This is a genomic window from Clostridium sartagoforme, from assembly GCF_004794105.1.
GTDB lineage: Bacteria > Bacillota > Clostridia > Clostridiales > Clostridiaceae > Clostridium > Clostridium sartagoforme_B.
The window spans coordinates 227840-250596 of sequence record NZ_SRYR01000002.1; the positions used below are offsets into that span (position 1 = coordinate 227840).

Below are 22757 nucleotides of genomic sequence, written 5' to 3' on the forward strand. Positions count from 1 at the left end.
GTGACAGGCTTTGGAAATTAAAAAGAAGACTTATGTAGAAGACGTCGAAAGAGGAATCTATGACGTTAAAAACGAAGATAGATTTGAATTTAAGACTGAAAAAGGCTTAACAAGAGAAATAGTAGAAACTATTTCAAAGGAAAAAAATGAACCAGAATGGATGAAAAATTTTAGATTAAAATCCCTTGATGTATATAATAAAATTAAACTACCTACTTGGGGTCCATCTTTAGATGAACTAGATATGGATAACATAGTTACTTATGTTAGACCTAAGACAAAATTAAATGAAACTTGGGAAGATGTTCCGGAAGATATTAAAAAAACTTTTGATCTTTTAGGAATCCCAGAAGCAGAAAAGAAATCTCTTGCAGGGGTTGGAGCTCAGTACGATTCAGAAGTAGTTTACCACAGCATAAGAGAAGATTTAGTTAAGCAAGGTGTTGTTTATACTGATATGGAAACTGCTGTTAGGGATTATGAAGATATAGTTAAAGAGTATTTTATGAAATGTGTAACACCAAATGATCATAAATTTGCAGCACTTCATGGTGCAGTTTGGTCAGGTGGATCTTTTGTTTATGTTCCAAAAGGAATTCATGTAGATATTCCACTACAATCATACTTTAGATTAAACTCACCTGGAGCAGGACAATTTGAGCATACATTAATTATTGTAGAAGAAGGAGCAAGTTTACACTTTATAGAAGGATGTTCAGCTCCAAAATATAATGTAACTAACTTACATGCTGGTTGTGTTGAGCTATTTGTTAAAGAAGACGCTACTTTAAGATATAGTACAATAGAAAACTGGTCAAAGAATATGCTGAATTTAAATACTAAGAGAGCATTTGTTGAAAAGAATGGAAGAATTGAATGGATATCAGGTTCATTTGGTTCTAGAATATCAATGCTTTACCCAATGAGTGTATTAAAAGGAGAAGGTGCTAGAGCAGAATTTACTGGAGTATCATTTGCAGGTAAAGGCCAAAACCTTGATACTGGAGCAAAAGTAATTCACGCAGCTCCAAATACATCATCTACTATAAACTCTAAGTCAATTTCAAAAAATGGTGGTGAAGCTACTTATAGAGGAGTAGTTAAGGTAAATGCTAATGCTTATAATTCTAAATCAGTAGTATCTTGTGAATCACTAATGCTAGATAATTTATCTAAGTCAGATACTATACCTGTTATAGATTTAATGAATGATGAAGTAGAAATTTCACATGAAGCTAAGATAGGTAAGATTAGTGATGATGCTATATTCTACTTAATGAGTAGAGGTATAACTGAGGAAGAAGCTAAGTCAATGATAGTTAGAGGATTCGTTGAACCAATATCTAAGGAATTACCATTAGAATACGCAGTAGAGATGAATAACTTAATTAAGCTTGAATTAGAAGGGAGCATAGGATAATGAATAGCAATATAAGTTTTAATAATATTAATAAGACTCCTGTAAGAACTAAAAGCTGGTTAAAAGTTAATGATGTAACATTAAAGGATTATAATCCTCCAAGGATTGGAGAATTTAATAATTATAAAGTAACTGGTAATGATTTAGATGGAGTTACAATAGAAGAATTTAAAAAAGGAAAAGTATTTCCGTTAAATAAGAAATTTAAATATGGAGCATCAGAAGAAATAGTAAATCAAGGTGAATTTGATTTTAATAAGGGCTTCATAATAAATATAGATAAAAGAGCTAAGGTAGATGGATTAATAGAAATTGAATTTAATTTAGATGAAAAAAATAATGCCTTAGTTGATAATATAATAGTAGTTGCAGAAGAGGAATCAGAAGCAAAAATATTAATTAAGTATAATTCAAAAGATCAATCTGAAGGATATCATAATGGAATATGTAAGATATATGGTAAGGATAGCAGTAAGATTCAAGTAGTTAAAGTAAATTTATTAAACAAAAATACAGTAAATGTAGACTCTAATCTTTCAGATATAGGATACTACGGAAAAGTAGATTTTGTTTCAATAGATTTAGGTGGAAGTGTTAGTATTACTAACTACCATGGTGATTTAGCAAAGGAAAGTTCAGAATCAACACTAAGTTCTATTTACCTAGGTGGAGATAAGAAAATTATAGATATGAACTATGTTATGACTCATATGGGTAGAAGAAGTAATTCAGATATTATCACAAGAGGTGCTTTAAAGGGTGAAGCAAATAAGATATTTAGAGGAACTCTTGATTTTAAGAGGGGTGCATCTAGAAGTAAAGGTGAAGAAGATGAATATTGTATGATTTTATCACCTAAGGTAAAAGCTAAAGCTCTTCCATTATTACTATGTGAAGAAGATGATGTATCTGGAGAACACGCAGCAGCTTCAGGTAAAATAGATGAAGATAAGCTATTTTATTTAATGAGTAGAGGACTAGATTACAATGATGCTAGAAGAGTAATCATTGAAGGTGCATTTAATCCTATTATAGATAAGATTGAAGACGAAACTACAAGAAATGAAGTTTTATCTTATATAAAGGAATCATTAGACAATGAATAGAGATTATTTGAAGGATTTTCCGACTTTAAACAGGGAGAAAAACGGCAAAAGAATAGCTTATTTAGATAGTGCTGCTACTACACAAAAGCCAATAGCTGTAATTGAAGCTATTAAAGATTATTATGAAAAGATAAATGCAAACCCACATAGAGGTGCCTATGAATTAAGCGTACTTGCAACAGAAGCTTATGATGAGGCTAGAGAAAAAGTTAGAAAGTTTATAAATGCAGAGGGTTCTGAGGAAATAATATTTACTAAGAACGCAACAGAGGCCTTTAACTTAGTAGCTATGTCCTATGGAATGAATTTTATAAATGAGGGTGATGAGATTGTTATATCTATAGCTGAGCATCACTCGAATTTAATTCCATGGCAACAAGTAGCAAGAGCTAAGGGTGCAATATTAAAATATATGTACACAAATGAAAATGGAGAGCTTACAGAAGAAGAAATAAAATCTAAGATAACTGATAAAACTAAGATAGTAGCGGTTACTCAAGTATCTAATGCATTAGGAACTATTAATCCAGTTAAGGAAATAGCTGAATATGCTCATTCTAAAGGTGCAATAGTTATTGTGGATGGAGCACAAAGTGTTCCTCATATGAAGGTAGATGTAAGAGATATTAATGCAGACTTCTTAATAATTGCAGGCCATAAATTACTAGCTCCAATGGGGATAGGTGTTTTATATGGTAAGAAAGATTTATTAGAAAAGATGCCTCCTTTAATGTTTGGTGGAGATATGGTAGAATATGTTTATGAGCAAGAAACTACCTTTAATGTGTTACCATATAAGTTTGAAGCAGGTACGCAAAATGTTGAGGCTGCAGTAGGTTTATCTAAAGCAATAGATTATTTAAATGAAATAGGAATGGAAAATATAGAAAAGTATGAAAAAGAGCTTGTTTCATATGCTTTAGATAAGATGAATAAATTAGAGTATGTTAAAGTCTATGGACCAAAAGAAGTAGAAAAAAGAGGTGGAGTAATATCCTTCCAAATAGAAGGTGTTCATCCACATGATGTTGCATCAATTTTTGATACTTTTGGTGTATGTATAAGAGCTGGAAATCACTGTGCACAACCTCTAATGAGATATATGGGAATAAACGCTACATCTAGAGCAAGTATATATTTATACAATGATAAAGAGGATGTAGATAGGTTAGTAGAAGCGATAGAAAAAACATATGAGATGTTCTCAAAATGGAGGTAGAGCAATGGATTTAAATGAGATTTACACAACCCTAATAATGGAACATAGTTCTTCTAAACATAATAGAAGAAAATTAGAAAATCCAGATTTATGTGAAAAGGGTCATAATCCAAGCTGTGGAGATGAAATAGAATTAGAATTAAAAATTAATGGAGATATTATTGAAGATTTAGCATTTACAGGCCAAGGTTGTGCTATATCTCAAGCATCAACTTCAATGATGATAGACCTTATTAAGGGAAAAGATAAGAAAGAAGCTTTAGAATTAGTTGAAACTTTTATTGGAATGATAAAAAGAGAAATTAATGACGAAGAAGAACTTGAAGTACTTGAAGATGCTATTGTACTTAAGAATATTTCTAATATGCCAGCTAGAGTAAAATGTGCAGTACTTGCATGGCATACTTTAAAAGAAGCATTTAATAAATAAAGCTGTCCTAAGACAGCTTTATTTATAATTAAAAGTGAAAAATTAAGGAGGTAATTCTTTCAGAATTACTACAATAAATTATTTTTTTTAAACTCCGTAAGGAGTTTTTTCATTAATTTTTAATTATTAATTTTTCACTCTTAGCTCTTAATTATTACTTATAGAAGAGAAGTACAGATAACTAATGATTTCTTAAGAAAAACTAGCCTATATTGATATAAATATTAATAATTTGAATAATTAAGATAATTTAGACAGTATAGTTATAAATATAAATTTGAAATAGTAATAATTATTATGATAGAATAAATTCATTATATTTTAAAATAAGGAGAATGAGTAAATGGAAGGTAGTCCCGGGAGTAGTTTAATTTTAATTTTAATTTTGGTTGTTATTAATGCTTTTTTTGCATCAGCAGAAATGGCAATAGTATCATTGAACAAAACAAAAATAAGTATTTTAGCAGATGAAGGAAATAAGAAAGCTATATTGTTAAAAGGAATATTAAAAGATCCTAATAACTTTTTATCAACAATCCAAGTTGGTATAACATTAGCAGGTTTCTTTGCATCAGCTTCAGCAGCAACATCAATTTCAGTTGGCTTTGCAAATGTATTAAGTAATTTAAATATACCATATAGTGAAAGTATAGCATTAGTGCTTACAACTATAGCTATATCATATATTACATTGGTACTTGGAGAACTTGTTCCTAAAAGAATAGCTCTTCAAAATTCAGAAAAGCTAGCTATGTCATCTATTAAGACTATTATTTTTATATCAAAAGTGACCAAGCCTTTTGTATGGTTTTTATCTTTTTCAACAAACTTAATACTTAAGTTACTAGGAGTAAAAACTGACGGCATAGATGAACAAATATCTAGAGAGGAAATAAGAAGTTTAATTGAAATAGGTGAAGAAAATGGTGCCATTAATCAGTCTGAAAGAGAAATGATAGATGGAATTATTGAATTTGATGATACAACAGCTAAGAAAATAATGACACCTAGAACTGAAACCTTTTTACTAAATGTAAATGTAAAAATTAGAGATTGTATAAAAGATATATTAGATGAAAACTTTTCAAGAATTCCTGTGTATGAAGATGATATTGATAATATTATAGGAATACTTCATATGAAAGATTTATTTGCTAGTATAGTTGAAAAGGGTGTAGATAATGTCAATATTAAGGATTTATTAAAGGATCCATGTTTCTTTATTGAAACAAAAAATATTGATGATTTATTTAAAGAATTAAAAGAAAAGAAAGCTTATATAGCTATACTAATGGATGAATATGGTGGTTTCTCTGGTATTGTTACTATGGAAGATATTATAGAAGAAGTTATGGGAGAAATCCTTGATGAATATGATGAAAATTTAGATATAGAAAAAATTGATGATGATAATTTTATTGTGAGTGGTCTTATGACATTAGAAGATGTTAGTGATTATTTAAATATAGAATTAGAATCTGAGTTTGCAGATACAATAGCTGGACTATTTATAGAAAAGCTTGGTGAAATACCTACAAATACAAAGAACTGTGAAGTAACCTTTGATAATATTACATTAAAGCTACTAAAGCTTGATGAAAAGAGAATAGATAAGATTCAGTTAATAATTAATTACAGGACAAAGGAAAATGAAGCAGAAGCAGCACTTTGTTAAAAAATAATAAATAATGTATAGCACTCCTTTATATTAGTAAAACTAGTATAAAGGAGTGTGTTTTTTATGGATGAAAACTTGATTAAAGTCTTAAATTCTCATTTACAAGGTGTAATAATGGGAGAAAATGAAATGATAAAATTAAAAGAAAAAGTAAAAGATTATAGACTTAAAGTTTTAATTGATAATACTTTGCTTACTATAGAAGAACATAAAAAAGTAATCTTAAATGAGATAGAAGAATTAAATGGTAAAGCTGTAAAAGAAGAAGGTATATTTGGAAAGTTAGTTGAGATATTCAATAGCATTAAAGAAATGGCTATAGATAATGATAAGCAAATATTAGAAAAAGCTATAAAGGGAACTGAAATGGGATTTAAGGCTATTTTAGATTTGTTAATAAAGGAATCTAATTTTCATGAGCATCTTGAAAAAAGTTTAATTAAGATCTCTGATATGTATAGTGGCCATATAAAAGAAATGCAAGAGTATTTAATAACTATTAACTAAATCTAAAGAAAAAATATATAATGTTAAGGAGTAGAAAAATGAGAGATAGAACAATGGTTTTTAGCGATGAAAATGGAAATAAAGTAGAGTATGCTATATTAGAGCAAAAGCTTATTTGTGGTAATGAATATGTAGCTATGGCACCAGTTAATGAAAGGTCTAATATAGAAATATATAAAATCAAATTTGATAAGGATTGGAATGAGTCTTTAAGTGAAGTTGAATCGGAAACTGAAATAAAAATGTATAAAGAAGTTTCATCATTAAGTTTCTAGAAATGGTGCTGTCGCATAATGAAAAATTAATGAAAAAACCCCATAAGGGGTTTTAAAAAGAAATAAATTTTAGTAATTCTGTAAGAATTACATCAATAATTCTTCATTTTTAATTTTTAATGTTAATTTGAGCTGTTTGTGTGACAGCTCTATTTTTTTAAGACTATCATCCTTTTACGCCTAATTTATGTTTTAAGTTCACAAATAAAATTGACTATGAATATTATAAAGTAAAATATTATTAGGAGTAGTAATAATGAATAATTATAATTTAATAATGAGGCTCCAAGCCAAGATGCAGGATCCTAGATTTGCTGACAGATTTAATAGAATAGCTTCAGAACTTAATAACATTCCTGGAGTTCAACATGAAGTATTAAGAATTGCTCAAATGGAGGATGAAAAAAAGAGAGAAAAAGCTATTTCTAGACTTCCTGATAGAGTTAAACAACTAGTAAGAGAAGTTGTATCTTTACTTAATGATTAGAATTAATATTTAAGAACAAAAGAGTAATATCTGCATAATATGTAATATAACAATATTACAAGGAGATAAAAAAGATGGGAACTAATAATGAAAGAAATTCTGGAAATCTTGATGAAATTTTAAATAGAATTCAAGATGGAGGATCGGATTTCAACTTTGATGAAAATGCTAATTTTAATAACTTTGAAAACGACTTTGATTTTTCAGCATTAGAAGATTCGGATGATTTTACTAATTTTAACTTTAATCCTAACTCTATTAATGAGCCTATTGGTACTGCAAACTCAGCAGGATTTGGAGTAAATCCATCAGGCTTAGGAATAAATGAAGCAGATTTAGCAGCAAGTGAAGCTGATGCATTCTCTAGAGGAAATTCAGGATGTGGATGTAATACTAATGAATGTGGAGTTATTGACACTAGATGTTGGTTTGAAAAAGGATTAAGACAAGGCCTAGCACAAGGATTTGCTAATGGATATAATTGTGGCTTTGAGAATGGTAAGAAAGTTGGATATCGTAATGGATTTAGAGATGGACTAGAAAGAGGGTTAAGTAGAGCTGAAGAACTTGCAAGAGCTAGCTTCCAAAGGGGATTAAGAGAAGGCTTTAGAAGAGGATATAGAGCTGGTTATCAAAATGGATTCCAAGATGGATGTAGACAAGGTTTTGAAAGAGGATCTAGAGCTGGATTTAGACAAGGCTATGATAGAGCTTTAAGAGATATGCAAAGATTTATTAATGAACGTTTATCCAATAATGACTGTAATAATAGATGTAATGGTAACAATGGAAATTGGAGAAGTTGTTCATAAAAATTTAAACATGAAATTGAAAACTACTTTCTTTAAATCTTATAATATTTTAATTAAATAAAAAGAGAGACTATAATATTTAGCATAATATTATGGGCTCTCTTTTATTTATAGTAATTGAAAAATAAAATATGCCAGTGTAAAATAAGGTATATATAGATTAGGAGGTAATGCATGAATAATGTAACAATAGCTTTTTTAATTACTTTATTTGCTGGACTTGCCACTGGGATTGGTAGTTTAATAGCATTTTTGGCCAAAAGCACAAATAGAAAATTTTTATCAGTAAGTTTAGGATTCTCAGCAGGAGTTATGATATATGTATCCATGGTAGAAATATTTGTAAAGGCAAAAGATTCACTAATATTGGCACTTGGAGAAAAGCAGGGGAATTATTTAACAGTTATTTCTTTTTTTCTAGGAATTTTTTTAATTGCAATAATAGACAAGTTTGTACCTAGTGGGGAAAATCCTCATGAGTTTAAGGAGATACTATCTGAGGCAGACGAAGAAGCAAAAAAGAATGCTGGACTTCTTAGGATGGGTAAGTTTACAGCATTAGCAATAGCAATACACAACTTTCCAGAGGGACTTGCTACCTTTGTTTCAGCTTTAACTGATATGAGAATAGCAATTCCAATAGCAATAGCAATACATAATATTCCAGAGGGGATATCTGTATCTGTACCTATTTACTATGCAACTGGAAGTAAGAAGAAAGCATTTTTATATTCTTTTCTTTCAGGAATGGCTGAACCAGTTGGGGCTTTAGTTGGTTATTTCTTTTTAAGAAGTATATTTAGTGATCTATCTTTTGGAATTATTTTTGCTATGGTAGCAGGCATAATGGTCTTTATTTCACTAGATGAACTTTTACCAGCAGCTGAAAAGTATGGTGAGCATCATTTATCTATTTATGGATTAGTGCTTGGAATGATAGTGATGGCAGTAAGTCTTTTATTATTTATTTAGAAGGGGCACCTAAGTGTCCTTTTTAGGTTAAATTAGATTAATAAATTATGAATTTTATAAAATTAATAAAATAATAGGTTATAATAGACTATAATTATAATGATAGAATAAGTACAGTAAAGAGAGGTAGATTATGAAAATTAATTGGAATAATAAATATACAACCATAGCTGTATATTCATTTATAGTTTCAATTTCCATTATCTTATTTTATTTAGCGATATCTCAAGTTTCAATATTTACAGATAAGTTAGATTCAATATTAATTATATTTCAACCTTTTATAATAGGTTTTACAATAGCATATATAATTAATTTCTTGCTAGATTTTTATGAGAATAAAGTTTTTGAAAATAAGTACATAAAGAGAATAAAATTAAAATCTAAAAGAGGAATATCAATACTTTTAGCTTATATTTCTGCATTTTTTATAATTAGTATGGTAATTAAGTTTTTACTACCACAGGTTACAGAATCTATTATAGGTTTAATGAATGATATACCGACGTATATTTCTAATACTACTAGTTTTGTTAATGATTTAATTAAGAACTTAAATATTGAAGAGCAGTATTCTAAAGTTTTAATGGATAATTATAATAGCTTTGTTAACTATGTAATATCTTTTGTAACAGATTTAATACCTGCAATAGGAGCCTTTTTAGCGAGAACTGCATCAAGTATTTGGAATTTAATATTAGGAATTATAGTATCAGTCTATTTATTAATAGATAAGGAAAAGTTATGTGCATTAAGTAAGAAGATAACATATGCTTTGTTTTCAGAAAGTAAAGCTGAATCAATAATAGCATTAGTTCATAAAAGTAATTATACATTTGGTAGATTTTTAATAGGAAAAATAATTGATTCTTTAATAATTGGAGTATTAACATTTATAATTTTAACTATCTTTAGAATGCCTTATACAGTTCTAGTTTCAGTAATAGTTGGAATTACCAATGTAATACCATTCTTTGGACCTTTTATTGGAGCTATTCCATCCTTTATTATTATTTTATTTGTATCGCCAATACAAGCTTTATGGTTCTTACTAATAATTCTATTTATACAACAATTAGATGGAAATGTAATTGGACCTAAGATATTAGGGGATACAATCGGAATATCTGCATTTTGGGTACTATTTTCTATTTTAGTTGCAGGAAAAATACTAGGAATAGTGGGTATGATAATTGGAGTTCCATTATTTGCAGTATTCTACTCCATAGTTAAGACCTTTATAGAAAATAAATTAAAGAAAAAAGGACTAAAAACAGAAACTAAAGATTATATAAAATAAATAGTTTGGTGCTGCTGCACAATGAAAAATTAAGAATGAAAAGTTATAGAATACATATCATCTATTAAATACTTTAATTTAAAGTGCTAATAAATAATATGTATTCTTATTTTTTTACCAACTACCTGAGGAGCCTCCACCACCGGAAGAACCACCTCCGAAGCCACCGAAGCCTCCACCACCAGAAGATCCCCCACCGAAGCCTCCAAAGCCTCCATGACCGCCTCTGCCACCTCTTCTATTACCACCAGTAAAGAAAAGTATTTTTAATAATAGTAATGTAATGGAACCTCCATTAAAAATAAAATCAAGTAAAATTAGTACTAGAAATATCCCCATACCACTGAAAATAGGAATGTTATTATAGTTATATTTATTATTTTCCATTGATATATTTAAAGATTTATCTAGGGTTATTCCATATTCCTCAGCAATTAAATCACTAAAGGCACTATAACTATTAACTATTCCAGTTCCATATTCCTCAGTCCTAAATTTCTCTTTAGCTAAAGAGTCCATGACTCTATTACTTAAGGCATCTGGAATTGCACCTTCTAATCCTCTGCCTACTTCAACTCTCCAATTTCTATCTTCAATAGCAATTAAGATTAATAAACCATTGTCTTTATTCTTTTCTCCAATTCCCCAGGTTCTAAAGAGGTTTAAAGCATAGCTTTCAATTGGTTTACCATCAGTACTATTTATTATTACTGTAACGGCTTGAGCACCAGTTTTATCTTCTAATTCTTTACCGATAGAAATAATTTTTTCTTTTTCATCTTCCGTTAATATGCCTGCATAATCATTTACATACTTATAATTAGTCGGATTAGGGAAGTTAATTTCAGCTGAAGCAATTTGAGTAAAAAATAATAGTAAAAGAGAAGATAACAAAAGAACTTTTATCTTAGATAATATCTTCATAGTTATCTAGTAAAATCTACTGATGGCACTTCACTAGCATTATCACTTGCTTTGTAAAGTGCTTTTTCTTCAAATCCAAAGATAGAAGCTACAATGTTAGTAGGGAATCTTCTCAATTTAGTATTATAATTAGTTGTTGCAGTATTATAGTCTTGTCTTGCTACAGCGATTCTATTTTCAGTGCCTTCTAATTGAATACTTAAGTCTTTAAAGTTTTCATTTGATTTTAAATCAGGATATCTTTCAACTACTACTAGTAATCTAGATAAAGCATTTGATAGTTCACTATCTGCAGTTGCTTGATCAGAAATATTAGTAGCGCCTGATAATTTACTTCTTGCATTAGCAATATCAGTAAAGATATCTTTTTCTTGAGTAGCATATCCCTTAACTGTATTAACTAAATTAGGTATTAAGTCAGACCTTCTTTGAAGTTGAGTATCTATATCAGAAGCTGACTTATTAACTTGTTGTTCAAGACCTACTAAGCCATTGTAACTAGAGATTATAGGGAAAGCTATTATAGCTATAACAACAATCACAGCTATCAATATCTTAACTCCATTTTTCATAAAAAACACACTCCTTTCCATATATATTAGTATATGTAGAAGAGGAGTGTGTTATTAAAAATTATCCTATTAGTAATGTAGCTATTAATAGTAATGTAAAAGTCCAATGAAGATTATTAGTATATGGAATACCTAGCTTTTCAAATTTACATACTGCTCTATGAGCCTTTAAAGCTATAGGTAGAGTGATAAATACTAATAAGGTTGTAATTGGATAAAAATCTAACATTACATATATAGCAGTTAAAATATAAGCACCAAAAACTAAAAATCTATAAATATAAGTGCTAAGCTTACTACCTATTCTAACACTTAAAGTTCCAAGACTTAAATTAGCATCTCTTTGGAAATCTCTCATTTCATTACTTATCATTAAAGCTGGTATTATAAATGAAGCTGGTAATGATAATAGAATTGGATACAAGCTTAACTCTTTAGTAAAGGGATAAGAAGCACCAAGTACCATTAATGGTCCCATTGTTATAAAGGATATTGGAACTCCTAAGCCTTTTCTTTTAAATACAAAAGGTTCACCAGTATAAGCATAAGCTCCAAATATGCCAATTAAACCTATTATAAGCATTTTATAATCAGTTATGTAAATTAAATATAATCCAATTAATGACGATAGTCCAAAACAGGCCATTGCCCAAAGAAAAACATAAATATCAAAGTAAGTTCTATCTACACCTAAGAATTTTACTTTTCTTCCGCTAGGCCTATAATATCTAAAACTACCTTCAAAGTAATCATTAACTAAATTAGCTCCAGATTGAGCTAATAGACCAGCTATTGTTACTAGAATAACTAATAATAAATCCCTAGAACTGGAAAAATTGATAGCTCCCATTTTATAAGCAGCAACTATACCTAAAGTTGTAGATCCTATTGCAAGAGTCAAGGAAAATGGACGAAAAGCCTTCCAAGAATCTTTAATAAATTTTATTACATAGTCTTTATTCAAAAAATCACCTCATATTCTTTTGCAAGTTAAAATTTTATCATAAATGAAAACTTCTTTCAAATAGAAACTTAAAAATTATTAATTGAAACATTGATGACAGTTAAGAATTTCGATATATTTGTGTAGTTTTTTGCATGGAAATTAATAGAATATATTTCTATAATAGTAAATGTAAACGAAAACAATATCGGTGATAATGATTTATGAGAGGTGGAGGGTTAATATGAAAAAGATTAAAAAGTTACTTACAATGGCAATGGCTACTATTATGGTAACAGCTTCATTAGTAGGCTGTGGGAATTCCTCAGCAGGTGATAAAGTGAAGGTTGGGGTATTATTATACAAATTTGATGATACTTATATTTCAACTGTTCGTCAAAGTTTAGAAAAGATTCAAAGTGAAAATCCAGATAAGGTTGAATTTACTTTCTATGATGGAAAAGGTGACCAAGCTACACAAAACGATAGTATAGATACATTAATACAAAAAGATGTGGATTTATTATTAGTTAACTTAGTTGACACAGGAGCTGCACCGACTGTAATAGATAAGATTAAAGCAGCTGAAAAGCCAGTAGTTTTATTTAATAGAGAACCAGCTACAGATTCAATAAAGGCATATGATAAAGCTATATTTGTTGGAACTAATGCTAAGGAAGCTGGAGTTATGCAAGGTAAGATACTTACAGATTTCTGGAATAAGGATTCAAAGGCTATAGATAAAAATGGGGATGGAGTTTTACAATATGTTATGTTAAAGGGTGAACCTGATAATCCAGAAGCAGTTGCAAGAACTGAATATTCAGTTTCAACTTTAAATGATAATGGAATTAAAACTGAAGAATTAGCACTTCAAGTTTGTAACTGGCAAAATGATCTAGCTCAAAATGCTACAGAAGCATGGTTATCAAGATTTGGTGATAAGATTGAAGCTGTTATAGCTAATAATGATGGTATGGCTCAAGGTGCTATAGCTGCATTACAAGCTCAAGGATATAATAATGGCGATGATGCAAAGACTATTCCAGTTGTAGGTGTTGATGCTACATCAGCAGCTCAAGACTTAATAGGTAAAGGATTTATGTTAGGATCAGTTCTTCAAGATGCGGAAGGTATGGCTAAAGCATTATATGAAACTGGAATGAACTTAGCAGATGGTAAGGGTGCTATAGATGGAACTTCATATAAATTCGATGATACTGGAGTTTCAGTACGTATTCCATATCAAGAATATACTAAATAAGAAAAAATTAAATGTTATATTTTTATATCGAAATAAGATTGAATTTCTTAGATATGATATTTCATAATTAAAACTTATTTATAGAAACTATAGTAAAAATAGTTTCTTAAAGAATAAAAATAATCTTCATATAAACTGCATAGTGAGTCTTCACTATGCAGTTTAATAAATAATAGAAAAGTGGTGAAAAGGTTATGGCAGATACAAAGTATGTTCTTGAGATGATAGATATTTGCAAAGAGTTTCCAGGTGTTAAAGCATTAGATAAGGTTCAGTTAAAAGTAAGGCCAGGAACTGTACATGCTTTGATGGGAGAAAATGGAGCAGGAAAATCTACTTTAATGAAATGCTTGTTTGGTGTTTATATTGAAGATAGTGGAGATATATTTATAAATGGTGTAAAGAGTAAATTCTCCAATCCAAAGCAAGCTATGGATAATGGTGTTGCTATGGTTCACCAAGAGCTAAACCAAGTTTTGCAAAGAAATGTTATGGATAATATTTGGCTTGGTAGATATCCAGGGAAAGCTGGAGTAGTTAATGAAAAAGACATGTATGATGAAACAAAAAAAATATTAGATGAATTAGAAATAGAAGTTGATCCAAGAGCAAAGATGGCTAAGCTTTCTGTTTCGCAAAGACAAATGATTGAGATAGCAAAGGCAGTTTCATATAATGCTAAAATATTAGTTTTGGACGAGCCTACATCATCTTTAACCAATGAAGAAGTTAATCACTTATTTAAAATTATAAATAAATTAAGAGATAAGGGCTGCGGTATTATATATATTTCTCATAAGATGGAGGAAATCCTTCAAATTTCTGATGATGTGACAATTATGCGTGATGGTAAGTGGATAGCTACAAATCCAGCTAAAGATCTTACAACAGATAAGATAATAAAGCTAATGGTTGGACGTGATTTAACTCATAGATTTCCACCAAAGACCAATAAACCTGAGGATGTTATATTAAAAGTTAAAAATTTAACTGGTACTTATCAGCCTTCAATTAGAGAAGTATCCTTTGAATTAAAAAAGGGAGAAATACTAGGCGTTGCAGGCTTAGTTGGATCTAAAAGAACGGAGTTATTAGAAACAATATTTGGAATAGCTAAACATAATGATGGAGAGATAATGCTTCATGGAAAGAAAGTAGATAATACTGATTCTCGTAGAGCAATAAAAAATGGATTTGCTCTATTAACAGAAGAACGTAGAGCTAATGGGATATTTGGACAACTTGACATTAAGTTTAATACTATGATTGCTAATATAGATGGATATAGTAAGTATGGAGTATTAGACAATAAGAAAATGACTGAAGATACTAAGTGGACAATAGATAGCATGAAGGTTAAGACTCCAAGTCAGAAGACACTAATTAGAAGTTTATCAGGAGGAAATCAACAAAAAGTAATTATAGGAAGATGGCTTTTAACTAATCCTGAAATACTATTGTTAGACGAGCCAACAAGGGGGATAGATGTTGGAGCTAAATATGAAATTTATCAACTTATTATAGATTTAGCAAATAAGGGTAAGGGCGTTATAGTTGTTTCTTCCGAAATGCCAGAATTATTAGGAATTTGCGATAGAATACTTGTAATGTCAAATGGAAAAGTAGCTGGAATAGGTGATGCAGATAAATTATCACAAGAAGATATTATGACTATGGCTGCTAAATATATTTAGAATAGAGGTGGAACCTATGAATAAAGTTAAATTTGATAAAGAATCTTTACAAAATTTCTTGCTTAATTATGCACTATATATAGTTCTGTTTATAATGATAGTGTTCTTTGTAATAAAGGAGCCAGGTTTCCTTTCATTAAAGAATTTTACTAATATTTTAAGTCAAGCATCAACACGTGGTATCCTTGCACTTGGTGTTGCAGGATTAATAGTACTTCAAGGTACGGACCTTTCTGCTGGACGTATTTTAGGCTTTACGGCAATTGTATCAGCATCATTATTACAATCAACAACATATGCTGCTAAAATGTATCCTAACCTAACAGAGGAACTACCATTAATATTACCAATGTTTATTGCGATAGTAATAGGTGGAATATTTGGAGCTATTAATGGATTCGGAGTTGCAAAACTGAAAGTTCATGCATTTATTATAACTTTAGGTACGCAACTTATAGCCTATGGGGCATCTTGTCTATATATTGATAGGCCACCACTAGGAGCTCAACCAGTTGCTAACTTAGATGAAAGATACACTTCTTTTGTTAATGGTTATTTAAAATTAGGTAGTGTAGAAATACCTTACTTAGTATTTTATCTTGCAATTGTTGCAGCAATAATGTGGTTTGTATGGAATAAAACAAAGCTTGGTAAAAATATGTTTGCTATTGGGGGTAACCCAGAAGCAGCCGCAGTTTCAGGTGTTAACTTGGTAAAGAACATAATGTTTATATTTATAATTTCAGGTGTACTTTATGGACTTGCAGGTTTCTTAGAAGCTGCTAGAGCAGGGTCAACTACTACTAGTACTGGATTTAACTATGAACTAGATGCAATATCTGCTTGTGTAGTTGGTGGTGTATCATTTACAGGAGGGATTGGTACAATTCCAGGAGTATTAATTGGTACAGTATTACTTCAAGTAATAAACTATGGATTAAACTTCATAGGAGTAAATGCATATTGGCAATATATAATTAGAGGCTTAATAATTATAGTTGCAGTTTCATTAGATGTGAGAAAATATATAGCTAAAAAATAATAAAGGGAATGATGATAATGGAAAATGAAGCTATTAAAGAAAAAGTAGAAGAAGTTCCGAAGAAATCTATGAGGGATACCCTTTATGGAAATCTGAATGTATCAGTAAAAACAATGGATAAGGTTTTAGTAGTATTAATTACTTTACTTATTTTATCATTAATAATAGGAGTATTGGTATAAAGTATAAAAGAAAAATTTTGTTCATATAATAGGGTGGGGTTAATTATAACCCGCCTTATTTTTATGCATTTAAATATTTATGAAAATGTTTAATAAAGTATGGTATAATTAATTTGAAAATTAAGAAAATTTTTACTTTAGCATTGATAAATTAAATTTTCATTTTATTAACTTGGAGGTTATTTATGGGATTATATAAATTAATTATTGTAGATGATGAAGAAGAAATCAGGCTTGGAGTTATTAAAAAAATAAATTGGGAAGAAAATGGATTTATAGTTGTTGGAGATGCAGAAAATGGACAAGAAGCCTTAGAATTAGCAGAAAGACTTCATCCAGATGTGATAATGACAGATATTAAAATGCCCTTTATGGATGGCCTGGAGCTTGGGAAAAAAGTAATAGATTTAATGCCATCTACAAAAATAATTATTTTTTCAGGTTCAGATGATTTAGACTATGCTCATCAAGCTATTAAAATAAATGTTGTTGAATATGTATTAAAACCTATTAATTCTCTTGAACTTGTAGAGGTTTTAAAAAGATTAAAAGAAAAATTGGACAAGGAATATGATGAAAAAAGGAATACTGACATTCTAAAAAAACATTATTTAGAAAGCATACCAGTGATACGAGAACAATTTTTAGTAGGAGCCTTAGAAGGTAGAATTAATAAAGAGCAGTGGAAAGAAAATGAGAAAAAGCTGGGATTAGATTTTATAAATCAATACTTATGCGTAGCAATAATAAATATTGATGGTATTTCTAAAGAACAAGATAGTGGATTAGTTTCAGTATCAATTAAAAATATGGTAGATGAGACTATGCAGAATTATTGTAAGTTTATAAGCTTTCCTTATTTAGATAAAATGGTAGTTTTGTTATCTCTTTATGAAAAGGATAACATTATGAAAGTTATAAAAGGATTAAATGAAGTATGTAAAATTTTTGAATGTGTCTTTGGAAGTACAATATCTATAGGAATAGGTAGGATATATAAAGATATTAATGAAATAAGGTTTTCTTATAGATCAGCACAAAGTGCCTTAGGATATAGGCAAATACTAGGTAATGGGAAAACAATATATATAGATGATCTAGAACCAGATAATTCTATTCAACTTAAATTTGAAGATCAAGATGAAATTAGATTTTTAAATTCTATTAAACTTTCAGGTGAAGATAATATAAGAAAAACAGTTGGGAGTATATTTAAAAAGATAGAGGAATCACTTGTTCAAATAGAAAAGTATAGAATTTATTTGATGGAAGTTCTTACATCTATGCTTAAATTGACTCAAAGCCATAATATAGAAGTTAACAATATTTTTGGAGATGAATTTAATTTCTATACATACTTAGATGAATTTAATTCTATTGAAGAAATTAAAGAATGGTTTATATTAAAAGCAATAATGTTAAATGAAATAATTAAGAAGGAAAGAGTTAATTCATCAAAGATATTAGTAGAAAAAGCTAAAGAATATATAAAGATTAATTACAGTGATTATGAGATATCCGTAGAAAAGCTATGTTCAAATTTGCATGTTAGTCCAACTTATTTTTCTACAATTTTTAAGAAGGAAACTGATATGAGTTTTGTCAATTATCTTACAGATGTGAGACTTGATGAAGCTGTGAAGTTACTAAATACTACAGATGACAAAACATATATTATAGCTACAAGGGTTGGATATCAAGAAGCAAATTATTTTAGTTACGTATTTAAGAAAAAGTTTGGAATATCACCATCTAGATATAGGAAGAATTGAGAAATAATATGCTAAATTTTATAAAGGATAAATTAAAAGAATATTATAAAAAGGCTAGTATTCAATATATAATTTCAATTTCATTTACTATTGTGGCTGTTGCAGGAATGATAGTAGTTGGAGGAGCATTATATTTAAGGTTTTTAAATTCTACTGAAGAAGTAGTTTCTAAGAACAATCAAGCAATTATAGAACAAGTAAATTTGAATTTAGATAGCTACTTAAGAAATATGATGAAAATTTCTGATACTATTTATTACCGGGCTATTAAAAAGACAGATATGGCAGTTGAAAATATAAAAAAGGAAATGGATTTAATTTACGAAGCCAACAAAGATAATTTAATAAGTATTACTTTATTTTCTGAATATGGTGAAATAATAGATTCATATCCACTTCAACAGTTAAAAAGCAATATAGATCCTAGAAATAATGATTGGTTTCAAAATGCAAAAAATAAAAAAGAAAACTTACATTTCTCAACCCCTCATGTTCAGAATTTGTTTTATGATCCTAACTATAAATACACATGGGTAGTATCTTTAAGTAGGGCTGTAGAAATAACTAAAAGCGGAAAAACTAGTAGTGGAGTACTTTTAGTAGATATGAATTTTAGTGGAATAGAGCAGATATGCAAAAATGTTGAAGTAAGCAAAAATGGATATGTATATCTTATAGATACTGATGGAGAAATAATTTATCATCCTAGGCAGCAACTTATTTACTCTAACTTAATTACTGAAAATAATTATGAAGCAGCTAAATTTGAAGATGGTAATCATATTGAAAATTTTGAAGGGAATAAAAGGTTAGTTACTGTAAAGACTGTTGGGTATACTGGATGGAAATTAGTTGCAATATCACCAATGTCAGATGTTACAGCAGGCTACTATGAATTTAGAGTTTTCGCAATATTTATTATGATTTTTGCAATATTTATTTTAATATCAATTAATATGTTTGTATCATCTAGGATAGCAAATCCTATAAGAGCTTTAGAGAAAGCTGTTAAAGAGTTTGAAAGTGGGGTAGTAAGCTTAAATATACCTGAAAATGGATCTTATGAAATACAACATTTAGCAAAGGCAATAAAATCTATGGTTAATCAGATGAATTTACTTATGGAAAATATAATGATAGAGCAAGAAGCAAAAAGAAAAAGTGAGTTAAATGCACTTCAAGCTCAGATTAATCCACATTTTTTATATAACACTCTAGACTCTATAATTTGGATGATTGAAAATGAAAATTATGATGGTGCAATAATAATGGTTACTGCATTAGCTAGATTCTTTAGGATTAGTTTAAGTAAAGGAAAAAATGTAATTACAGTAAGAGATGAATTAGAACATGCAAGAAATTACTTAACTATACAAAATATAAGATATAAAAATAAATTTAGTTATAGTATCGAGGCTGACGAAGAAACATTAGATTTAACAAGCATTAAACTGATAATACAACCACTTATAGAAAATGCTATTTATCATGGTATGGAATATATGAGTGGTGAAGGCGATATATTAGTAAAATCTTATAAAAAAAATGAAGATTTATATATAGATATTATTGACAATGGATTAGGTATGTTGCAAGAAGTAGCGGACAAGCTTTTAACTGAAGAAGTAAATAATCAGCAAAGAAAAGGTTCAGGAATAGGTTTAAAAAATGTACACGAAAGAATTAAGTTATACTTTGGAGAAGAATATGGATTAGAGGTTTATAGTGAGCCTGATGAAGGGACTACAATTAGAATTCATATGCCATCAATAGAGTTTGAGAGTATAAGGGAGGCAAAGTAATGAGAATAAAGAAGAAAACAGTATTTATCATCTTATTTTTAATGGTATTATCATCCTCATTACTTTTAATTAGAGAAGGTGGCAAAAAAGAAGTTGTTATATATGATGTAGCAGTAATAATTAGGGGGAGGAATAGTGAAGAGTGGAGCATTATGAAGGCTGGTATGGAACAAGCTTCTTTAGAAATGAATGTGAATCTTAGATTTATAACTTTACTTGAAGAAAACAGTGTTGAGGAACAACAGGATTATCTTCAGAGGGAAATAAGTTCAGGAGCAGATGCTATTATTATATCTCCAGCAGATTATACAGAGCTATCAACCACTATAGAAAATATAAATAAAAAAACACCAATAGTATTATTTGAATCTACTATAGATACAAAACAAGATATACCTTATATTTCTTGTGATAATTACGAACTAGGACAAAGCTTAGCAGAAGAGATATTGAGAAATGGAAATACAAGAAATAGAATAATTATTGCAAAAAGTGATTTAAGTTGTAGTAGTATTAGTGATAGGTATGATGGGTTTATAGATGAAATAAGTAATAGTAAGAATACTTATGATGTAGTAGATTTACCTACAGATGATTCAAAATTATATAGTAAAGTCAGAAGTATAATTGAAGAGAAAGAGGGGCAGGTATTAGTAGCCTTTGAGCCAAGTGTATTAGAAGCTTTAGGTAGGGCAAAGAAATATATAATTAATAATACTAATATAGAAGCAGACATCGAGATATATGGAACAGGGAGAACTAGTACTATAATTTCTTTGATAGAAGAAAATATAGTAGACGCAACTGCAATGCAGAATGATTTTAATGTTGGATATTTAAGTATAAAAACAGCTGTTTCTAGGATAGAAAATAAGAAGCTTGACAGTAAAATTAATATTGTATCAACCTTAATAAATAGCGATAATATGTATTCTAAGGAAAATCAAAAAATGTTATTTCCTATTGCTAGATAAGTATTTTTAATAGGAGGGTATTGTGATAAAAGGTAAGAAAATTTTAAATATACTTAGCTTAATAATTATATCTACCTTGATAGTGGGATGTGGGAATAGTGGGAGCCTTAAGTCTAAGAAAGAAATTAGGATTGGAGTAACATTATATAGGGAAGATGATGTTTTTATATCTACAATTTCGGATAACTTAGAAGAAATAGTTAAGGAAAATGAAAGTAATTATGATTTTAAGATTTTCCTTGAGTTCGTAGATGCAAAAGGAAGTACATTAAATCAAGGAAATCAAATTGATAAGTTTATAAATCAAGATTATGATGCAATATGTGTTAATTTAGTTGATAGAACAGCAGCAGCTACAATAATAGATAAAGCGAAGTCTGCAGATATTCCATTAATTTTTTTTAATAGAGAACCTGTAGAAGAGGATATGAATAGATGGAATAAGGTTTATTATGTAGGAGCACAAGCAGAACAATCTGCTAGATTACAAGCAGATATTGTATCTGAACAATGGATTTCTAATAAGGAATTATATGATAAGAATAAAGATGGAATAATTCAATATGTTATGCTAGAGGGGGAACCTGGTCACCAGGATGCACTTATAAGGACAGAGTATTGTATTAAATCTCTGAATGAAAAGGGAATACAATTAGAAAAGTTAGCAGATGATAGCGCTAATTGGCAAAGTGATCAGGCAAATAGTAAAATGACCCAATGGATTAAAGAGTTCGGGAATAATATAGAAGTAGTCTTTAGTAATAATGATGTTATGGCTTTAGGAGCTATGTATGCGATAAATTCCAATAGCGACTTAATTAAAAAGCCTATAGTTGTTGGTATAGATGGAATTAAAGAATCTATGGAATCAATAAAAGCTGGAGAGATGACAGGAACTGTTATAAGTGATGCAAATGCTCAAGCAGAAGCTATTTTTGACATAGCAATAGATGTAGCACAAGGTGGTTCTTTAGAAAATATAGGTGATATGGAAAATGGTAAATATAAAAAGTTACCACATACTAAAGTAACTATAGATAATGTAGATGAATATTTAAAATAATAAAGAAAAATATTGAGAGGGATGTTATAACACTGTATATTAAATAGTGTTATAATGTCTTTTTTGTGTGATTAAATATAAATAAAATTTATATATTAAATATTCTTTCAAATACATATTTAATATATACTATTCTATTGACAAGGAAAATAAAAATGATTATAATTAAATCATAGTATTCCGATATGAATAAAACTAAGATGAGGAGAGTAGTTAATAAGTATTATTAAAGAGAGGGTTAATTTGCTGAGATAACCTATAATATTGTTAATGAAGTGCACCTTTGAGTTTAATCCTTGAAAAGAGTAGGGGGTTATGG

General features: G+C 29.1%; 22 protein-coding genes and 1 other annotated feature (1 of these 23 cut by a window edge). Of the genes, 19 read left to right on the forward strand and 3 right to left on the reverse strand.

Annotated elements, in window-relative coordinates; translation table 11 throughout:
• Positions 1-10 precede the first annotated feature (10 nt).
• The 11 genes from sufB to E5347_RS08105 all read left to right on the forward strand — a co-directional run bounded on the left by sufB (position 11) and on the right by E5347_RS08105 (position 10206).
• Entirely contained in the window at positions 11-1420 is a 1410-nt protein-coding gene (gene sufB / locus E5347_RS08055) for a Fe-S cluster assembly protein SufB (protein WP_136006228.1), read from the forward strand.
• The gene (gene sufD / locus E5347_RS08060; protein WP_136006230.1) at positions 1420-2526 is read left to right on the forward strand and encodes a Fe-S cluster assembly protein SufD; all 1107 of its coding nucleotides are present in this window, start codon (positions 1420-1422) and stop codon (positions 2524-2526) included. The genes sufB and sufD overlap by 1 nt, the downstream gene beginning before the upstream one ends.
• A complete protein-coding gene (locus E5347_RS08065) occupies positions 2519-3745 on the forward strand; it encodes a cysteine desulfurase (protein ID WP_136006231.1) in 1227 nt (408 codons plus the stop codon). The genes sufD and E5347_RS08065 overlap by 8 nt, the downstream gene beginning before the upstream one ends.
• A 4-nt stretch (positions 3746-3749) precedes the next feature.
• Positions 3750-4175 carry a Fe-S cluster assembly sulfur transfer protein SufU gene (gene sufU / locus E5347_RS08070; RefSeq protein ID WP_136006232.1) on the forward strand — a complete coding sequence of 142 codons (426 nt, stop codon included), beginning with the start codon at positions 3750-3752 and terminating at the stop codon, positions 4173-4175.
• Positions 4176-4518: 343 nt separating this feature from the next.
• The gene (locus tag E5347_RS08075; RefSeq protein ID WP_136006234.1) at positions 4519-5850 is read left to right on the forward strand and encodes a hemolysin family protein; all 1332 of its coding nucleotides are present in this window, start codon (positions 4519-4521) and stop codon (positions 5848-5850) included.
• 66 nt (positions 5851-5916) lie between these two features.
• Positions 5917-6360, forward strand: a complete 444-nt coding sequence (locus tag E5347_RS08080; RefSeq protein WP_136006235.1) for a DUF2383 domain-containing protein — start codon at positions 5917-5919, stop codon at positions 6358-6360.
• A 38-nt stretch (positions 6361-6398) separates the two neighbouring features.
• On the forward strand, positions 6399-6635 hold the full coding sequence (locus E5347_RS08085; RefSeq protein ID WP_136006237.1) for a DUF1292 domain-containing protein: 237 nt from the start codon (positions 6399-6401) through the stop codon (positions 6633-6635).
• Positions 6636-6891: 256 nt separating this feature from the next.
• Complete coding sequence (locus E5347_RS08090) at positions 6892-7122, forward strand: hypothetical protein (protein ID WP_136006239.1); 231 nt, start codon at positions 6892-6894, stop codon at positions 7120-7122.
• 74 nt (positions 7123-7196) lie between these two features.
• The gene (locus E5347_RS08095; RefSeq protein ID WP_136006241.1) at positions 7197-7934 is read left to right on the forward strand and encodes a hypothetical protein; all 738 of its coding nucleotides are present in this window, start codon (positions 7197-7199) and stop codon (positions 7932-7934) included.
• 174 nt (positions 7935-8108) lie between these two features.
• Positions 8109-8906 carry a zinc transporter ZupT gene (zupT, locus tag E5347_RS08100; protein WP_136006244.1) on the forward strand — a complete coding sequence of 266 codons (798 nt, stop codon included), beginning with the start codon at positions 8109-8111 and terminating at the stop codon, positions 8904-8906.
• Between the two features lie 133 nt (positions 8907-9039).
• Positions 9040-10206 (forward strand): AI-2E family transporter, encoded by a 1167-nt coding sequence (locus E5347_RS08105; protein WP_136006246.1) that lies wholly within the window; start codon positions 9040-9042, stop codon positions 10204-10206.
• A 114-nt stretch (positions 10207-10320) separates the two neighbouring features.
• Here the strand turns inward: E5347_RS08105 and E5347_RS08110 are convergent, their stop codons facing one another.
• The 3 genes from E5347_RS08110 to E5347_RS08120 all read right to left on the reverse strand — a co-directional run bounded on the left by E5347_RS08110 (position 10321) and on the right by E5347_RS08120 (position 12666).
• Positions 10321-11130, reverse strand: coding sequence for a TPM domain-containing protein (locus tag E5347_RS08110; protein ID WP_136006247.1), 810 nt, complete (start codon positions 11128-11130; stop codon positions 10321-10323).
• Between the two features lie 2 nt (positions 11131-11132).
• Positions 11133-11702, reverse strand: a complete 570-nt coding sequence (locus E5347_RS08115; protein WP_136006248.1) for a LemA family protein — start codon at positions 11700-11702, stop codon at positions 11133-11135.
• 61 nt (positions 11703-11763) lie between these two features.
• Positions 11764-12666 carry a prenyltransferase gene (locus tag E5347_RS08120; RefSeq protein ID WP_136006250.1) on the reverse strand — a complete coding sequence of 301 codons (903 nt, stop codon included), beginning with the start codon at positions 12664-12666 and terminating at the stop codon, positions 11764-11766.
• 223 nt (positions 12667-12889) lie between these two features.
• Between E5347_RS08120 and E5347_RS08125 the strand changes: the two genes are divergently transcribed.
• The 8 genes from E5347_RS08125 to E5347_RS08155 all read left to right on the forward strand — a co-directional run bounded on the left by E5347_RS08125 (position 12890) and on the right by E5347_RS08155 (position 22438).
• Entirely contained in the window at positions 12890-13909 is a 1020-nt protein-coding gene (locus E5347_RS08125) for a galactose ABC transporter substrate-binding protein (protein ID WP_136006251.1), read from the forward strand.
• 194 nt (positions 13910-14103) lie between these two features.
• The gene (gene mglA / locus E5347_RS08130; protein WP_136006252.1) at positions 14104-15603 is read left to right on the forward strand and encodes a galactose/methyl galactoside ABC transporter ATP-binding protein MglA; all 1500 of its coding nucleotides are present in this window, start codon (positions 14104-14106) and stop codon (positions 15601-15603) included.
• 16 nt (positions 15604-15619) lie between these two features.
• Positions 15620-16645, forward strand: coding sequence for a galactose/methyl galactoside ABC transporter permease MglC (gene mglC, locus E5347_RS08135; RefSeq protein WP_136006254.1), 1026 nt, complete (start codon positions 15620-15622; stop codon positions 16643-16645).
• A 17-nt stretch (positions 16646-16662) separates the two neighbouring features.
• Positions 16663-16827 carry a hypothetical protein gene (locus E5347_RS16850; protein ID WP_168354930.1) on the forward strand — a complete coding sequence of 55 codons (165 nt, stop codon included), beginning with the start codon at positions 16663-16665 and terminating at the stop codon, positions 16825-16827.
• 185 nt (positions 16828-17012) lie between these two features.
• Complete coding sequence (locus tag E5347_RS08140; RefSeq protein ID WP_136006255.1) at positions 17013-18599, forward strand: response regulator; 1587 nt, start codon at positions 17013-17015, stop codon at positions 18597-18599.
• 8 nt (positions 18600-18607) lie between these two features.
• Positions 18608-20401: a sensor histidine kinase gene (locus E5347_RS08145; protein WP_136006257.1), complete on the forward strand. Its 1794-nt coding sequence runs from the start codon at positions 18608-18610 to the stop codon at positions 20399-20401.
• Positions 20401-21375, forward strand: coding sequence for a substrate-binding domain-containing protein (locus tag E5347_RS08150; RefSeq protein WP_136006258.1), 975 nt, complete (start codon positions 20401-20403; stop codon positions 21373-21375). The genes E5347_RS08145 and E5347_RS08150 overlap by 1 nt, the downstream gene beginning before the upstream one ends.
• Positions 21376-21397: 22 nt before the next feature.
• Complete coding sequence (locus tag E5347_RS08155; RefSeq protein WP_136006260.1) at positions 21398-22438, forward strand: galactose ABC transporter substrate-binding protein; 1041 nt, start codon at positions 21398-21400, stop codon at positions 22436-22438.
• A 188-nt stretch (positions 22439-22626) separates the two neighbouring features.
• Positions 22627-22757, forward strand: a binding site (T-box leader) (it continues 99 nt past the right edge of the window).

Bases quoted from the DNA above. Each gene is read 5' to 3' on its own strand.
- sufD (WP_136006230.1), top strand. From the start codon at position 1,420: ATGAATAGCAATATAAGTTTTAATAATATTAATAAGACTCCTGTAAGA.
- E5347_RS08065 (WP_136006231.1), top strand. From the start codon at position 2,519: ATGAATAGAGATTATTTGAAGGATTTTCCGACTTTAAACAGGGAGAAA.
- sufU (WP_136006232.1), top strand. From the start codon at position 3,750: ATGGATTTAAATGAGATTTACACAACCCTAATAATGGAACATAGTTCT.
- E5347_RS08075 (WP_136006234.1), top strand. From the start codon at position 4,519: ATGGAAGGTAGTCCCGGGAGTAGTTTAATTTTAATTTTAATTTTGGTT.
- E5347_RS08080 (WP_136006235.1), top strand. From the start codon at position 5,917: ATGGATGAAAACTTGATTAAAGTCTTAAATTCTCATTTACAAGGTGTA.
- E5347_RS08085 (WP_136006237.1), top strand. From the start codon at position 6,399: ATGAGAGATAGAACAATGGTTTTTAGCGATGAAAATGGAAATAAAGTA.
- E5347_RS08090 (WP_136006239.1), top strand. From the start codon at position 6,892: ATGAATAATTATAATTTAATAATGAGGCTCCAAGCCAAGATGCAGGAT.
- E5347_RS08095 (WP_136006241.1), top strand. From the start codon at position 7,197: ATGGGAACTAATAATGAAAGAAATTCTGGAAATCTTGATGAAATTTTA.
- zupT (WP_136006244.1), top strand. From the start codon at position 8,109: ATGAATAATGTAACAATAGCTTTTTTAATTACTTTATTTGCTGGACTT.
- E5347_RS08105 (WP_136006246.1), top strand. From the start codon at position 9,040: ATGAAAATTAATTGGAATAATAAATATACAACCATAGCTGTATATTCA.
- E5347_RS08110 (WP_136006247.1), bottom strand. From the start codon at position 11,130: ATGAAGATATTATCTAAGATAAAAGTTCTTTTGTTATCTTCTCTTTTA.
- E5347_RS08115 (WP_136006248.1), bottom strand. From the start codon at position 11,702: ATGAAAAATGGAGTTAAGATATTGATAGCTGTGATTGTTGTTATAGCT.
- E5347_RS08125 (WP_136006251.1), top strand. From the start codon at position 12,890: ATGAAAAAGATTAAAAAGTTACTTACAATGGCAATGGCTACTATTATG.
- mglA (WP_136006252.1), top strand. From the start codon at position 14,104: ATGGCAGATACAAAGTATGTTCTTGAGATGATAGATATTTGCAAAGAG.
- mglC (WP_136006254.1), top strand. From the start codon at position 15,620: ATGAATAAAGTTAAATTTGATAAAGAATCTTTACAAAATTTCTTGCTT.
- E5347_RS16850 (WP_168354930.1), top strand. From the start codon at position 16,663: ATGGAAAATGAAGCTATTAAAGAAAAAGTAGAAGAAGTTCCGAAGAAA.
- E5347_RS08140 (WP_136006255.1), top strand. From the start codon at position 17,013: ATGGGATTATATAAATTAATTATTGTAGATGATGAAGAAGAAATCAGG.
- E5347_RS08145 (WP_136006257.1), top strand. From the start codon at position 18,608: ATGCTAAATTTTATAAAGGATAAATTAAAAGAATATTATAAAAAGGCT.
- E5347_RS08150 (WP_136006258.1), top strand. From the start codon at position 20,401: ATGAGAATAAAGAAGAAAACAGTATTTATCATCTTATTTTTAATGGTA.